The sequence below is a fragment of the Phycisphaeraceae bacterium genome (genome assembly GCA_019454185.1).
Taxonomy (GTDB): domain Bacteria; phylum Planctomycetota; class Phycisphaerae; order Phycisphaerales; family UBA1924; genus JAHBWV01.
Genome location: CP075368.1, coordinates 2,737,853 through 2,752,158, shown reverse-complemented (window position 1 = coordinate 2,752,158; position 14,306 = coordinate 2,737,853). Strand labels below are relative to the sequence as shown.

The following is a 14,306-nucleotide window of genomic DNA, read 5'->3' as shown; positions in this document are numbered from 1 at the left end:
CTTATTCCTTCGCCTGCACCGGCACCACGGCGATGTTGCGGAAGTGGATCTCTGTCCCCTCGGACTGCAGCGCGATCGGCCCGGCGATGCGTTCGACGCCCGTCGCCTCGTTCACGAGTTGGCCGTTGATCTTGAGCGTGATTGTGTCGCCGATGCACGAGATGACATAGCGGTTCCACTCGCCGATGGGCTTCTCAGCCGCGGCCATTTTCCTGGTGTTCCGTCCGTTGGCGCGGGCGGGATCGACGGTCATCGCCATCTCGCCGATGTTCCAGAAATCGCCGGCGTTGCCGCTGTGGAGCTGTGCCTCGACGCTGCGGGGCCAGACCTTGTCCTCGCCATTGACGCGCAGGAGCACGCCGCTGTTCCCGGCGGCTTTGGTCTCGGGGTTCCACCGCCACTCGAGTGTGAGGACAAAGTCCTCGTAGCTCTCGACCGTCTTGATGTACCCCGCGGGATTCCCGGAGCAGACGAGCACGCCGTCTTTCACCGACCAGACGGGCGATGCGCCGGGATCGGTTGATGAGAAGACGCTCCAGCCGGTGAGATCCTTGCCGTTGAAGAGCATCTCCCCTCGTCCGGCGGGTGAGAGTCCCTGCGCCCGAGGCGTGGCGTCAAGCGAGCGGATGCGGATGTTGCGGAACCAGACGTCGTCGCCGTGGTCCTGCAGCGAGATGTGGCCTCGGGGCTGGATGCCGAACCCCGGCATGCTGTTGAACTTGCTGGCGGCGATCTTCTGCTTCCACTCGTTGTTGTCGATGCGACACTCGACGATGACCTCGCCATTGAGCATGTGGGTCAACTTACCGGCTTCCAGACGGATCCGGGCCGTGTTCCATTCGCCGGGGGGGTTGACCTTCTTGTCGTCCTTCGCGGCGTACAGGGCGTACACCGCGCCGACGGAGGTCATGGTGTTCTTGCCGTCGTTGTGCTTGGCATCGTCGAGGATCTGGTACTCGGGGCCGGTCATCCAGGGCCAGTCGAAGGCCTCGGTGACGCGATACATGATGCCACTGTTGGCGCCCGGCGCAACCTTGAACTCGAGCTCAAGATCGAAATCGCCGTACTGGTCTTTCGTGATGATGTCGCCGCCGCCCCCGCCTGCGGTGACCTTCAGCATGCCATCCTCGATGATCCAGCCCTTTGCGGGGAAGGAGTCTTTCCGGTAGCTGCGCCAGTGCTCTGTGGAAGAGCCGTCGAAGAGGACGGACCAGCCGCCCGTCGCCCGATCTGTGATCGGCTGTGCGGCCTTTGTGGTGCCTGCGCCCTGTGCAAGAGCCGACATGGGGAGGGTGATCGAGCCCGCGAGCGCGAGCGTTGCGGCGACGATTCTGGTGAGAGAAGGGTTGTTCATAGACGGATGGTATCAGCGCGAGCGAGCGAACGGTTCGCCATCGCTCGCCACATTGCGGGTCCGAATGTACGCCGAATCGATCAGCGCGCAGGGGCTGGCAGAAGCGGGTACGCTCCGTCCACATGGCGAGAGCCCCACGCAGCGAACTTGAGAGCTTTGTGCTCGGTCTGATCTGGCAGCTCGGCCCGTGCAGCCCGTACGACGTGCGTTGCCACATGATGAGGTCGCCATCGACGCAATGGTCGGCGAGCGCGGGCTCGATATACCCGCTTGTGCAGCGACTGGAGCGGCAGCGTCTGCTCTCGTCGAAGGCATCGTCGAAGGGCCTTCGGGCGCGTCGCGTGTACTCCATCACGCCGTCGGGACTCCGCGCGCTTCGGGCGTGGATCGGGCCGCCCATTCGGGCCGAGGCGATCACGGTCTCACACGATCCTCTTCGCTCGCGGGTTCGATTTCTCGGGGCACTGACGCCGAGCCAGCGTGCGCGATGGGTCAAGGCGGCTTCTGAGGCGCTCGATCGTCTTGAGAGCCAGATCGCCGCGTGGGACGAGGCCCACGCCTCGCTCGATCCGTACGCCTCGCTGATGACCGTGTGCGGCAGGGCGGATGTCGCGTCTCGTCGCGCTTGGCTGGCGGCACTCGAAGGGGTGGAGAAAGCCCCGCGGCGCGTGCCGCCCGTCGAAGAGGCCGGTCCGGGTCAGCGAGCACGCTCGGGATCGGGAAAGTCGCGGTAGAGCGCGCTCTTGAAGTCTTTGACCATTGAGTAGACCGGCCGATGCAGCGTCTCGATCTCGCCAGATCTGGTCGCGACGAGGCCGAACGCGCCGTCGAGCTGCGACATGTCTCTCGTGCGGACGACAACGTGCCACTCGCCGAGCTCGGGTGGTGCGAACCCGAACTTGCGGCGCGACAGCGACCAGTCGTCGATGAGCCCCTTCCCCTTCAGGTGATCCAGATACGCGCGGACATGGCCAGCGAACTCCATGTCGCGGTGGGACTCGACAAGATTGAACCACATGTGGTACTGCTGCATCGGATGTTCCGTCTCTGGATGCGTATTCAAGCGTTCTATCGGGGCAGAAACAACAGAGCCCCGGGAATGCCCGGGGCTCTGGAAGAGACTCAGTTCTCGTGCGGGCGGCTCACTTCTTGCTCTTGTACTCGGCAAGGACCTTCTCGAGATCGGCCTTCATCTCGCCGCTCGCGAGCCCAACGGCCTTCGTCTGCAGCTCGATCGCCTTCGTGACGTCTCCCTTGACAAAGTGGACGCGGGCGAGCGTGTCGATGATGGCCGGGTTCTTGTGCTCGCTCAGGCGGTCCGCGGCTTCGGCGGCTTTCAGGGCGAGATCAAGATCGGGGTTCTTTGCGGGGGAATCGGGATCGACCATGCCCCAGGCGATCGCGTTGAGACCCTCGGAATCGCCGCTCGCGATCATCTTGTCGACGTTCTTCGCGAAGATGGCAGAAGCGCCCTTGGTGTCGCCTGCGGCCATCATCCATGCGGCCTTTGTGTCCTCGAACATATGCCCGACGGAGGGATACTCACGCTCGATCTCTTCGAACTTGGCAAGGGCTCCGGCGGGATCGCTGCGTGAGAGCCGGAACGCCTCGCCGAGCTTTCCTTCGATCGCTTCGAGCTTGCTCTGGCCGGTCGCTGCGTCCCACTTGTCTGCGACGACCTCCGCGAGCACGACGTCGAGCCACATCGGGTGGCCCATCCACTCGACCACGCCCTGCTTGCCGACCACGAACGCGGAGGGGATGCCGTTGCGTCCGGCGGCTCGCATCCACTTCTCGTCCATGTGGCGCGACGGTCCGTCGTAGGCCACGGTGTAGCCCATCACGTCGTCTTTCTGGGCCACGAACTTCTCTACCTTCGCGAGCGTGCTGTCGTCGTACTTGTTGGTCTCCCAGATGTTCGTGCCGATGATCGTGACATCGCCCGCGTACTGCTTCTGAAGTTCCGTCAGGTGCGGGAAGGCCTTGATGCAGGGGCCGCACCACGTCGCCCAGAACTCGACGACGTAGACGTGTCCCTTCTCGAACCCGGTGATCGCGTCGCCCTTGATGAACTTCTCGACCTTGAACTCCGGCGCTCGGTCACCGGCCTTGAGTACTTTCTTCTCGGTGGCCTTCGCCTCCGGCTGGAAGGTTGTCGATGCCCCGGTCGCCGCCGGCGCGGCCGTGAAGAGCGTGGCTCCGATCAAGGCCGCAATCGTGACGTTCAGCTTCCGCGATCTCATTGTGCTGCTCCTGGCGCCGGCGAGAAACTCCATCGCTCCTGCTTGGGCGCGCTTGAAAACATTCTACCTCTTCTTACAGATGACGCTCGCCTGTGTTCCGATTCCAAACCCGCACCACAGAATGACGCTGAAAATGGCAGGAATCTACCTCAGGTCTTGATGCTTGTTAGGGTGGCGATCGCTATCGGAGTGAGGATCATGGCCGGGACGAAAACGCTGACTGCCGCAGGCACCCCGGGAATCGCCGCCGCGGATCCGAGTGCGCCGCCCATGAGCGAAATGATCGCGACGGGGGCACACTTGAGGGATTGGAGGACCATGTTCCGCGGCTCACGGGTGATGAAAAAGGGCATGGTGATGGAGAGGGCCAGGAGCGTTGTCGCGATGGTGGCGAGGCGTCCCCATCGGAGGCGTTCGAGCCGCGCGAGTTGCCTCCGTGCGTCGGCGCCTCGCGAGTCGCGTGTTGCGGCCTCGAGTTCGACGAGTTGGCTCCAGGAGAGGCACTGGCTGTAGCCGCTGTATCGCCGGACGGTGATGGCGGTCGGCGTGAGATCGGTCTCGAAGCGATCGATGCGCGAGAGGCGAGATCCCTCTTCAACGGCGCGGTTCTCGACGACGCCATTCTCCAGGCGCCACGCTCCGACATCGGCCTGCCAGACGGCCCTGTCCGCGGTGATGCGTCGGTCTTTGATGCCGCTCTCACCGACAAGCCAGACGATCAGACTTGTCATGGCTCCCGCGCCGCCCTCCGCGTCGGCATCGAAGGACGAGGCCATGATGACGTTGCTCTGCCCGTCGGCCATGAGCGGCACGCTGGTCGTTGAGATCTTCCGACCGCCCGCCTCGCCCGTGTCTCTGGTGAGCAGTGGCGCGATCCGCGGGAGGACGGTCTCCTGCACAGCGAGCTGTCCTCCGCAGAGCACGCACGCAGAGAGAAGGATCGGCCTTGCGATCCTTGAGAGGGGCTGTCCGGACGCGAGGATGGCCACCATCTCGCGGTGCCTGACCATCTGCGAGCATGTGAACCCCATCGCGCCCGCCATCACGAGGCCGAGCAGATAGGTGACGAGCTGGATGAGCCGGGGCCACCAGAGGTCCGCGACGAGGAAGACCGTGACGAGCCCTGTGCGGAGCGAGGAGGGGGGCTGCCCGTTCTCGGTCGCGAGTTTCGCGGCGTTGCGGATATACCGGTCCGCGTTCACCGAGACGTCGATCGTCACGACGAAGCAGCACAGAATGATCGTCAGCATGACGACGTTCGCGACAAAGTGCCTGGCGATCGAGCGGTCGAGGATGCTCATCCGAGACGCCTCCCCCGCGATCGCCAGATGTCGCGTGCGTCACGAGACCAGCCACACCCCATCCGCGACCACACGAGCGTCGCGCAGAGGGCTCCGATCACCGCTCCCGCGTAGACATCGCTCAGCCAGTGAGCGCCCGCGATGACGCGCGATGCCGCGCACCCGATCGCCAGCAGCCAGAAGACCGGCCTCGCCCCCCGGTGCATGAAGCCGAGCAGCACGAGCGCACCGAACGCGACGGCGGCATGGCTCGACGGGATGCCCATGTTCGTGTCGTCGGTCCAGCCGCTGAGGAAGGGCTTGTAGACATACTGGAGCGACGGCTGATCGGGCAGCGGGTTCTCGGCGGTGATGATCGCCCGCTCGGGCGGGCGCTCCCTGCCGATGGTCCGCTTGAGCATCTCCGCGATGAGCCCGGCGAGCACGGGCGCGAGGATGATCATGACGGATCGCGGTCCGCGATCGGGCTCGCCGCGTCTTCGCGCGTAGAGGTCCGACAGCCCATACGCGACGCCGACGAAGATCCAGACGGGCAGGTATCCGAGTTGGCGCAGCATCTGGTACCAGTCGCGAGATTCGAGCCAGCGCTCTTCGCCGAATCGGAGCCAGCGCCACGCCGCACCGTCGAGGAGCGAGACCACGAGGAACCCGACGAGCAGCCAGATCGCGGCGCGCTCGAATCGCACGAAGCGGAGCTCCAGTTCGGCGCGCGACGCGAAGCCGACGCGGGGGCGCATGCGCCGGGCGATCCAACTCCTGAATGGTCCGACACCTGTCTTCACGCGTGCAGTCCCTCGTCGCCGCTGCGCCTACTTGTCCTGTCGGGGGCCAGTGAATCCTCGGTACGCATAGCCGAGGAACGATACGCGATCCGGCTTCGTCTCCCCGTTGAGGGCCCCGATGGGCTCGATGTGCTCGAACGCCCGCTCCCACTGGTGCTGCAACGAGCCGACGAGCACCGCCGGTCTCCCGCTCAGCTGCAGATTCACGGAGCGTTGCGAGAGATCGGTCGATGCCCACATGTCGAACTGTGTTTTGCGCCCGCCCACGTGCGGGCCGGCGCAGTACACCCGAGGCCGATCCTTCATATAGAACGCCAACTGGCTCGCTCGCCCGTAATGGCTCGCGATCACGAAGGGCTCGAGCCCGGTCTCCTCTGCGAGCATGCTCGCGTACCGATCGACATCGTGCGCTCGCAGGTCCGACTGCATGAGTCTTCCGAGCGGCACAGCCCGCCCGATCAGCGGCACCTTCGCAAGGATGTCCAGGCGCGCGAAGCAGATCGCGACAACGACACCGACAACCCAGCAGGCCAGCCACGCGGGGTATCTCCTGCCCGCCCGTTTGCCGGCGCGTTTGCGACCGGTGCCGAGGCGTGCCGCGAGCGGCACGAGCGTGACATACCCAGCGATCGCCCAGTTGCCCTCGGCATCGTTGATGAGCGAGACCACCAGATAGAACCCGATGAGAGGGAGCCCCATCCACGCCAGCGTGCGAGCCCGGGCGCGTATCGCGGCTTCGGCGGGCGAATCCTCGCGTCCTGTCTCACCCCGAGCGATCGCCCGGTACATGAGCGCGAGCGCGGGACCGATCAGGCCGATCTGCACGGCCACGAACTCGAAGAACCACTTCGGCGTCCACGGGTCGCGCGGTGTCGGCACATCGCCGCCCTTCACGCCCAGGTGCCCGAGCAGGTGGCGCACGGTGGGCCAGTCGCGTTCGGCGTTCCAGATCAAGACGGGGGCGAGCCCGGTGAGCGCGGCCAGCACACAGAACGCGGCCCAGCGTCCGAAGCGCGGATCCATCCGCAGCACGGGTCTGCCGCTGCGTTTGCTCGCCAGATGCCCGGCGATCATCGCCCCGAGAATGCCGGGCACGATCATCGCCATGGTGTACTTGAAGAGAAATCCAACGGCGATGGACGCGCCGAGCGCGATCCACGCCCAGCGGCCCCCCTTGTGCAGTGCGAGCATCGCCGCCCACGATCCGACAGCCCAGCACGCGACATATGGCATGTCGATCGTCATGAGCAACGCCGAGACCTGGTAGAAAGGGATGAGGTTGAAGAGTGCGGCGGTCGCGATGGTGGTCCGCCGATCCGCGTAGGTCGCGTGGGCCAGCCCGGCGACGCCGATGGTCGCGATCGAGCCCATGAGAGCCGCGCCCGCTCTGATGCCCAGCTCGAATACGCCGAAGATCGAGGTCATCGCTGCGATCAGCCAGGCGACCCCCGGCCCCTTGCTGTAGTACGACCAGTCGAGCGAGCGCGACCAGTCCCAGTAATGCGCCTCATCCTCCGCGAGCGTGTACGGGCAGAGCCACGCGAGGTAGCCAAGCCGCACGAGCAGAAGTGCCGCGGCGATCGCCAGGACGACCGGCCACGGAGATCGGTCCGGCCGTGCAGCGTGCGAGGCGTTCACCGGATGGTCGTTCATCAATGTCGCGCCACGTGGAAATAGGAGACGAGGGTGTACACAACCAGCAATCCCACGCCTCCCCAGAGCACGAAGAGGCCGGGCGCGCCGAGGTCGTGCGTCAGTTGCTGCCCGCTGGTGATGGTGATGACAGCGGCCAGCGCGGGGATGAACGACCAGAGGTACACGGCCAGGGGCAGCGCGTTTCCGAGCCGCATCGCGGTTGCCGCGCCCGCAAGCGTCATGACGAGGCATGCGGCGGACATCGCCCAGCGCTCGTGCACCTTGCTCAGGATCTCGCGTTCGAGTTTCGCGATGCTCTTGGCAAGGTCCGAGGCGGCTTCATCGATGAAAAGATCCGGCCGTTCGCGGTTCGTGTACGCCCGTGAAGCTTCGAGCAGTTCGGCGCACGAACGTCCGATCAGATCGTCGAGGGGGCGCGACGAGGAATAGAGAGGCCCGAGAGAGAGCTGGGCGCGATCCCCGCCGACACTCCCTCCGACGCTGCTGCCCGTGGCTGTGCCGCTGATGGTCGTGACCTCTGACAGCACGAGTCGGGCCGTGAGTTCCGACATTCCCTCCATATCGATGGTCTGCGTCACGATCTCCGCCGAGCGAGCGCCGTAGCGGGCCAGACTTCCGTCCGGCATGAAGCGATCGACCTCGATGGGGCGTCCCGGGGTGGTCGGCAGCACGGCCCACCGTCGCTCGGGAGTCAGGCGGATGTCGGAAGCGCGGAGGATCAGCGTCTGACCCGCGCTATCGATGAGGCGCACGCGCTGGGTGTTGAGCAGCGAGGCCTTGATCTCTCCCATCGTCTGGCGTTCAGCGAGTCGTTGCGCCAGGCGGGATCGCCGCTGCTCGACGCCGTGCATGAGTTCGGGGCGTTCGCGGAGCGTGTCCATCTCCGAGTTGGTGAAGAACTTCGGGTCCGTGCGGAACGAATCTGGGAGCAGCCAGGGATCGGGGGAGAGCTCGGTGAATCGGACCAGCTGCCCGCCGGAGAACCCGACCCCCTCTTCCAGTCGCATCCTCACGTACCCAACACCGGGAGAGACGCCCGGCATCGGATCAGGCCCGCCGGGAGGGAAGACCCAGAGCCAGGCCCGGCGCGCGGTCGCCTCGGATCGGATCACGCCCTTGCGGTCGAACTCCACCGCGACCACATCCGTCAGCATCATGCGCTCGGTCGCGCCGCTGGACGTGTCCGCGCCGAATCGCTTCACGCTCCCCGCGTGCAGCAGAAAGTTGTCGAAGTTCACCGATTGGCTCGACTCGATCGATGCCGAGAGGATCTTGGCGATGTCCTGTGTGATCATCCGATGCGAGGACTCGAGCATCTTGGGGATGACCTGCTGATTCAGGTAGGCGAGCCCCCCCCCGAGCCCGATCGCGGCGAGCAACGCCGGCATCAGCACCGCTCGGTGGCCGATGCCTCCGGCGTGGGCCGCCAGGATCTCCCCGTCGCTGACCATCCTGTGGTACGCCAGTGTCGCGCCGAACCCGGAAGCGAACGGCAGGGTGTAGTGCAGCATCGGCACCGCTATCACGCCCATGAAACGCAGCGCGTCGAGCGGGCTCAGCTTTCCCTCGGCCAGAAACTTGACGACCGCCGAGAACGACACCACGCACAGGAGAACGGCGGCGGTGATGAGCACCACCCGCCCGACCTCGATCGCCATGTGCCGCCAGAGCGTCCCGGGAATCCGCATGGGTGGGGATGATAGGGGCAGCCCTCGCTCGCGCACGACGACGGGTCAGGCCCATCGCGAGTCGGTACACTGCATGAACAGAAGTACGGTTCTAGACCGGATCGACTGGAGACCCCCATGTACCGCACGCTCGCCCACCGGACACTGGCCATGACCATCGCTGCCGTCGCGTCTCTCACCTCGCACGCACAGCCCGGCGAGTCGATTTCCGGCTATAAGACGCCCCCGGAAGCGATCCGGCGCGTGCTCGATACCCCGCCCACGCCTGCGGTCTCGATCAGCCCCGACGATCGCTGGATCCTTCTGCTCGAGCGTCGCAATCTCCCTGCGATCGCCGACCTTGCCGCACCCATGCTGCGTCTGGGCGGCTCTCGGCTGAACCCCAACACCAACGGGCCGCACGGCCCCCGTCCGTACACGGGCTTCGTCCTGCGTCCGATGCCCGGCGAGGGCGAGCCGGTCGGGTTGAAGGACATGCGCATCGAGACGCCCGCCGATGCCGCGCTCTCAGGGCCTTCATGGTCCGTCGATGGAAGGTACTTCACGTTTACGAACACGATCAACCCGGCGGGTGAAACCGATGCCGGCGGGAGGCCCTTGCCGAGCGGCACTGAACTCTGGGTCTGCGATACCGAGACACGCGCCGTGAAACGACTCGTCGGCCCGACGCTGAATACAGCCGCGGGCGTCGGCGTTCGATGGATGCCGGACCAGCGGAGCGTGCTGGTTTCACTGATCCCTGAAGGGCGCGGCTCGATGCCGCAGAGGCCCGCGGTGCCGAGCGGTCCGGTGATGCAGGACGCCGACGGGACCGTTGCGCCCGTGCGGACCTACCAGGACCTGCTCAACGACACCCACGATGAGGCCCTCTTTGACTGGATCATGACCGGGCAACTGGCGGTGGTGAGCATCGAGACCGGCTCTATCCGCAAGATCGGCGCGCCCGCGATCCACGCTGGCGTCTCATCCTCGCCATCGGGCGAGTATCTGCTCGTCGGCACCGTCAAGCGTCCGTACTCGTACGCGGTCCCGTGGTCGCTCTTCCCGATGACCTGGGAAGTCCTGGATCTGGCGAGTGAGAGATCCGTGCGCACCGTGGTCGAGATGCCCCTGCGAGAGAACATCCCGACCCAGGGCGTGCAGACCGGACCACGCGGCGTCAACTGGCTCGACACCCAGCCCGCCACGCTCCTCTGGACCGAGGCCCTCGACGGCGGCGACCCGCGGGCGAAGGTCGATCATCGCGATCGCTGCATGCTCCTGGCCGCTCCATTCAAGGGCGAGCCCTCCGAGTGGCTCAAACTCCAGCACCGGGCGAGCGGCATGTCCTGGCTTGAGCCGGGCGCGATGCAGGATGGACCGGCTGTCGCCCACGCGATGGTCGGCGAGTTCGAGCGCGAGCGCCGCTGGATGCGCACCTGGCTGGTTTCGCTGGATGTTGATGGTGGAAAGGTCGTGGGCGAGCCGCGCCTGGTGTTCGATCGCTCCATCAACGATCGCTACAACGATCCGGGTTCGCCGCTGTCGAAGCGGCTGTCCAATGGCGTCTCGGTTGTCCGCGTCGATGACGGATACGTCTACCTCGACGGCGACGGCGCGACGCCGGAGGGGAACCGCCCCTTCCTTGATCGCATGTCGCTGGCCGATTTCAGCAAGGAGCGGCTGTGGCGGAACGAGGGGGAGTGCTACGAGGGCGCGATCGATGTGATGGCCAAGAAGGGGCCGACGGGCGGGATCCGTGTCATCACGACGCACGAGACGCAGACCACGCCACCCAACACGTTCGTGATGGATCTGTCGAATGGTTCGAGGACTGCGCTGACGACGTTTACCGACCCCCTTCCCGAGCTCCGCAAGATCAAGCGCGAGATCATCACGTACGCGCGTGACGATGGCGCGCCGCTGTCGGCGACGATGTACCTGCCGCCCGATTACGTCGAGGGGACAAAGCTCCCTCTCTTCATCTGGGCGTATCCGAACGAGGTTTCCGACACATCGACCGCAGGCCAGGTGTCGGGCTCGCAGCACCGTTTCACGCAGATCGGCGGCAGCAGCCACCTCTTCCTGCTCCTCGCGGGCTACGCAGTGATGGACAACGCCTCGATGCCCGTGATCGGCGACCCTGAAACCGTCAACGACACCTTCGTGAAGCAGATTGTGGCCAACGCGCAGGCCGCCATCGACAAGGCGGTATCGATGGGCGTCGGTGATCCGACGCGCGTGGCGGTGGGGGGGCACTCCTACGGCGCGTTCATGACGGCGAACCTGCTTGCGCACTGTCCGCCAGGCATGTTCAAGGCCGGCATCGCACGCAGCGGCGCGTACAACCGGACGCTCACACCCTTCGGCTTCCAGTCCGAGCGTCGTTCGTTCTGGGAAGCGCAGGACGTGTACATGAACATGTCCCCGTTCACCCATGCCGACAAGATCAAGACCCCCATCCTCATGATCCACGGCCAGATCGACAACAACTCCGGCACCTTCCCCATCCAGTCCGAGCGACTCTTTCAGGCGATCAAGGGCACAGGCGGCACGGCCCGCCTCGTCATGCTTCCCTATGAGTCCCACGGCTACATGGCACGCGAAAGCGTCATGCACGTGCTTGCCGAGAGCATCGAGTGGCTCGATCGCTACGTGAAGAACGCGTCGGAGGCCTCTACGCATGGTGCGAGCGAGAGTGCGAACTGAACGCGCGATCTGTGGAACCGCAGAGAACGCAGCGAGTGCGGAGCTTCGCGGAGAAACAGTTCGACGCGAAGGATGCCAAGAGCGTTACTGCGCGTTGAAGCAGGCCGGCATTCTTCGGTTCTGAGCTCCAGTTCCTTCGCCTTCCTCCGCGTAGAACGATTTTTCTTTGCCTTTCCTGCAAGGTTCGCTGTCGTTGCGGCAACTCTGATGCCGAGCGAACGACGCCCGGCCTGACGGACCCGAATCAAGGCCCGCCAGCCGGATCCCGCAACCAAACCTGAACCAGCAACCACAGGAGTTCACCCATGAATGCTCGCATCGCTCTCGTCGCGCTCACGCTCTCCGCACTCACGACCACCGCCGCACACGCAGGGATCACCGGCGTCGCGGGGCAGACCACCTGGAACACGTCGCCCTCCGGCTCTGCCACGATCGGGGCCATGCAGGGGTTCAACGCCTTTGCGTGGGACGAGCAGCAGGGCGTCTCCATGACGGTGGCCGTCGATCAGACCAACAACGGGCCGGACTCGGGCGCGATCCCCGGCGTTCTCAGCGGCACCTTCGATAGCAGCTTCATCCACTTCGAGGCCATTCCAGGCGTCATCAACGCGAGCGGCAGCGTCACCTTCTCCACCGCGATCCTCGGCGTCATCTTCACGCCTCTGAATCTCGACAACACCGATGCCCCTCTCGGTCACTCCAACGTCGTCTACCCGACCTCTTACCCCTTCCGCGGCCTCGGCGGATTCCCGCCCTCGACCATCTTCGTCGCCGGCAACACACTTCACTTCAACTTCTTCTCGCTCGCCCCGAGCAACCACGTCGTCCAGGTTCGCGTGCTGACGGACAGCGTCCCCGCGCCCGGGGCTCTCTCGCTCCTTGGCATCAGCGGCGTGGTCGCTGCCCGCCGCCGGCGCTGATCGGTCGGCATATCTCTCCTCCGAATCTCTCTCACAGACATCCCGCAACCCCGGCGTTCGCACGAATGCCGGGGCTTGTGCGCGCGGGTGGGGACGGGCATCGCGGGCGAAACTTCTCAGACCCCGTACACCTCTGCCGCCTTCCCCTTGAGGTAGCGGAGCAGTGCGCCCGAATCGAGCTTCTTGCCCGTGACGCGTTCGCACAGTTCGCCCGCGCGATAGCGGCGACCGTGCTGGTGGATGTTGGTGCGGAGCCAGCCGAGCAGAGGCGCGAAGTCGCCCCTCGCGAAGCGTTCATCAAGATCCGGCATCGCGGCGCGTGCCGTCTCGAAGAACTGGGCCGCGTACAGGTTGCCGAGCGAGTACGTCGGGAAGTACCCGATGAGTGCGCAGGACCAGTGGACATCCTGCAGGCAGCCGCGCCGATCGTCCGGCACGCGCAGCCCGAAGAGTGTCTCGAACATCGAGTTCCACGCGCCCGGGAGCTCCGCGACCGACAGATCGCCCTTGAGCAGGGCGCGTTCAAGCGTGAATCGCAGCAGGATGTGCAGGTTGTACGTCGCCTCGTCCGCCTCCACGCGGATGTACGACGGCTTGACGACGTTCGACATGGAGTAGAGCGCATCGACCGACTGCGTGCCGAACCACGCGGACATCATCTTCGAGGCGTTGGGCTGCGCCCACATCCAGAACGCGCGAGAACGACCGACGAGGTTCTCCCACATCCGTGATTGCGACTCGTGGATTCCGAGCGAGATCGCCTCGCCCAGCGGCTCGCCGTACCGCTCCATCTTCGGCAGCCCCTGCTCGTACAGCCCGTGCCCCATCTCGTGCAACGTGCCGTACATCGCGCCGCCGAACTCATCCTCGCGGTACCGCGTGGTGAGTCGAGTGTCCCCCGGCCCGAGCCCTTCGCAGAAGGGGTGAGCGGTGGTGTCCAGGCGTCCTGAGTTCATGTCAAAGCCCATGGACGTCAGGAGAAACTGGCCGAAGGCGTGCTGCTTCGAGGCGTCGATGGATGGGGGCTTGATCGCGAGTCGTTCCGTCTTGCCCGATGCGCCGATCTTCGCGATGAGAGCGGAGAGCTCGCTCGCCAACGGCGTGAAGACCTTCTCGAGCTCGGCCGCACGGGCGCCCGGCTCATACTCCTCCAGCAGCGCGTCGTACGGCTCGCCACCTGCGGGAGTGCCGTAGCAGGCCGCCTTCTGCCGGGCCAGCTCCATCATCTTCTCGAGCCACGGGCGGAACGTCGCGAAGTCCGAATTCTGTCGCGCATCCTTCCATGCCTCCTGGGCCTTGGTCGCGGTGCTGGCGATCTCACCGACCAGCGATGCCGGCAGTTTGGTGAGCAGGTCGTAGTCGCGGCGCATCTCGCGGACATTTGCTCGCTCGGTCTCCGGGAGCGATGCGTCATGCTCGCAGGCAACGATCAGTTCGCCGACCCTCGCCGATGTCCTTCGCTCATGGACCATCGTCGCGATCATGGAGCGCTGCTCGGCCCGCGCGTCCGCGCCGCCCGAGGGCATGAACGTCTCCTGATCCCACGCCAGGAGCGCGTTGACGGATCCCAGCGTTCCCGCCTCGCGCATGAGCGTCCGCAACTGTGTGTACGACGTGTTCTCGCTGCTCATGGCCGCTCCCGGTTGATAACCAGACACCAAGCAGGCATCATCT

General features: G+C 65.4%; 11 protein-coding genes. 3 read left to right on the top strand and 8 right to left on the bottom strand.

All coding sequences use genetic code 11. The features are described 5' to 3' along the window. Position 1: 1 nt before the first annotated feature. Positions 2-1,354, bottom strand: a complete 1,353-nt coding sequence (locus KF838_11700; GenBank protein ID QYK47440.1) for a DUF1080 domain-containing protein — start codon at positions 1,352-1,354, stop codon at positions 2-4. 122 nt (positions 1,355-1,476) lie between these two features. Between KF838_11700 and KF838_11695 the strand changes: the two genes are divergently transcribed. Further along, a complete protein-coding gene (locus KF838_11695; protein ID QYK47439.1) occupies positions 1,477-2,088 on the top strand; it encodes a PadR family transcriptional regulator in 612 nt (203 codons plus the stop codon). On the opposite strand, the gene KF838_11690 is transcribed toward KF838_11695, so the two are convergent. From KF838_11690 to KF838_11665, 6 genes are all read right to left on the bottom strand, one after another. Beyond that, entirely contained in the window at positions 2,052-2,387 is a 336-nt protein-coding gene (locus KF838_11690; protein QYK47438.1) for a hypothetical protein, read from the bottom strand. The genes KF838_11695 and KF838_11690 overlap by 37 nt on opposite strands. A 109-nt stretch (positions 2,388-2,496) precedes the next feature. Further along, positions 2,497-3,597 (bottom strand): redoxin family protein, encoded by a 1,101-nt coding sequence (locus KF838_11685; protein QYK47437.1) that lies wholly within the window; start codon positions 3,595-3,597, stop codon positions 2,497-2,499. Between the two features lie 149 nt (positions 3,598-3,746). After that, complete coding sequence (locus KF838_11680) at positions 3,747-4,898, bottom strand: LptF/LptG family permease (protein ID QYK47436.1); 1,152 nt, start codon at positions 4,896-4,898, stop codon at positions 3,747-3,749. Further along, positions 4,895-5,680, bottom strand: coding sequence for a phosphatase PAP2 family protein (locus KF838_11675; protein ID QYK47435.1), 786 nt, complete (start codon positions 5,678-5,680; stop codon positions 4,895-4,897). The genes KF838_11680 and KF838_11675 overlap by 4 nt, the downstream gene beginning before the upstream one ends. 27 nt (positions 5,681-5,707) lie before the next feature. Further along, positions 5,708-7,333, bottom strand: a complete 1,626-nt coding sequence (locus KF838_11670) for a glycosyltransferase family 39 protein (GenBank protein ID QYK47434.1) — start codon at positions 7,331-7,333, stop codon at positions 5,708-5,710. Further along, complete coding sequence (locus KF838_11665) at positions 7,333-9,024, bottom strand: LptF/LptG family permease (protein ID QYK47433.1); 1,692 nt, start codon at positions 9,022-9,024, stop codon at positions 7,333-7,335. The genes KF838_11670 and KF838_11665 overlap by 1 nt, the downstream gene beginning before the upstream one ends. A 117-nt stretch (positions 9,025-9,141) precedes the next feature. Here KF838_11665 and KF838_11660 point away from each other — a divergent pair, with 117 nt between their 5' ends. Both KF838_11660 and KF838_11655 read left to right on the top strand, forming a co-directional pair. After that, the gene (locus KF838_11660) at positions 9,142-11,712 is read left to right on the top strand and encodes a S9 family peptidase (protein QYK47432.1); all 2,571 of its coding nucleotides are present in this window, start codon (positions 9,142-9,144) and stop codon (positions 11,710-11,712) included. Between the two features lie 305 nt (positions 11,713-12,017). Then, positions 12,018-12,632 carry a hypothetical protein gene (locus KF838_11655; protein ID QYK47431.1) on the top strand — a complete coding sequence of 205 codons (615 nt, stop codon included), beginning with the start codon at positions 12,018-12,020 and terminating at the stop codon, positions 12,630-12,632. 116 nt (positions 12,633-12,748) lie between these two features. On the opposite strand, the gene KF838_11650 is transcribed toward KF838_11655, so the two are convergent. Beyond that, positions 12,749-14,263 (bottom strand): carboxypeptidase M32, encoded by a 1,515-nt coding sequence (locus tag KF838_11650; GenBank protein ID QYK47430.1) that lies wholly within the window; start codon positions 14,261-14,263, stop codon positions 12,749-12,751. Between the last annotated feature and the right edge of the window lie 43 nt (positions 14,264-14,306).

Excerpts from the sequence above, each read along its gene's own strand:
- KF838_11660 (QYK47432.1), top strand. The coding sequence starts at position 9,142 with ATGTACCGCACGCTCGCCCACCGGACACTGGCCATGACCATCGCTGCC.
- KF838_11700 (QYK47440.1), bottom strand. The coding sequence starts at position 1,354 with ATGAACAACCCTTCTCTCACCAGAATCGTCGCCGCAACGCTCGCGCTC.
- KF838_11665 (QYK47433.1), bottom strand. The coding sequence starts at position 9,024 with ATGCGGATTCCCGGGACGCTCTGGCGGCACATGGCGATCGAGGTCGGG.
- KF838_11680 (QYK47436.1), bottom strand. The coding sequence starts at position 4,898 with ATGAGCATCCTCGACCGCTCGATCGCCAGGCACTTTGTCGCGAACGTC.
- KF838_11695 (QYK47439.1), top strand. The coding sequence starts at position 1,477 with ATGGCGAGAGCCCCACGCAGCGAACTTGAGAGCTTTGTGCTCGGTCTG.
- KF838_11670 (QYK47434.1), bottom strand. The coding sequence starts at position 7,333 with ATGAACGACCATCCGGTGAACGCCTCGCACGCTGCACGGCCGGACCGA.
- KF838_11690 (QYK47438.1), bottom strand. The coding sequence starts at position 2,387 with ATGCAGCAGTACCACATGTGGTTCAATCTTGTCGAGTCCCACCGCGAC.
- KF838_11685 (QYK47437.1), bottom strand. The coding sequence starts at position 3,597 with ATGAGATCGCGGAAGCTGAACGTCACGATTGCGGCCTTGATCGGAGCC.
- KF838_11655 (QYK47431.1), top strand. The coding sequence starts at position 12,018 with ATGAATGCTCGCATCGCTCTCGTCGCGCTCACGCTCTCCGCACTCACG.
- KF838_11650 (QYK47430.1), bottom strand. The coding sequence starts at position 14,263 with ATGAGCAGCGAGAACACGTCGTACACACAGTTGCGGACGCTCATGCGC.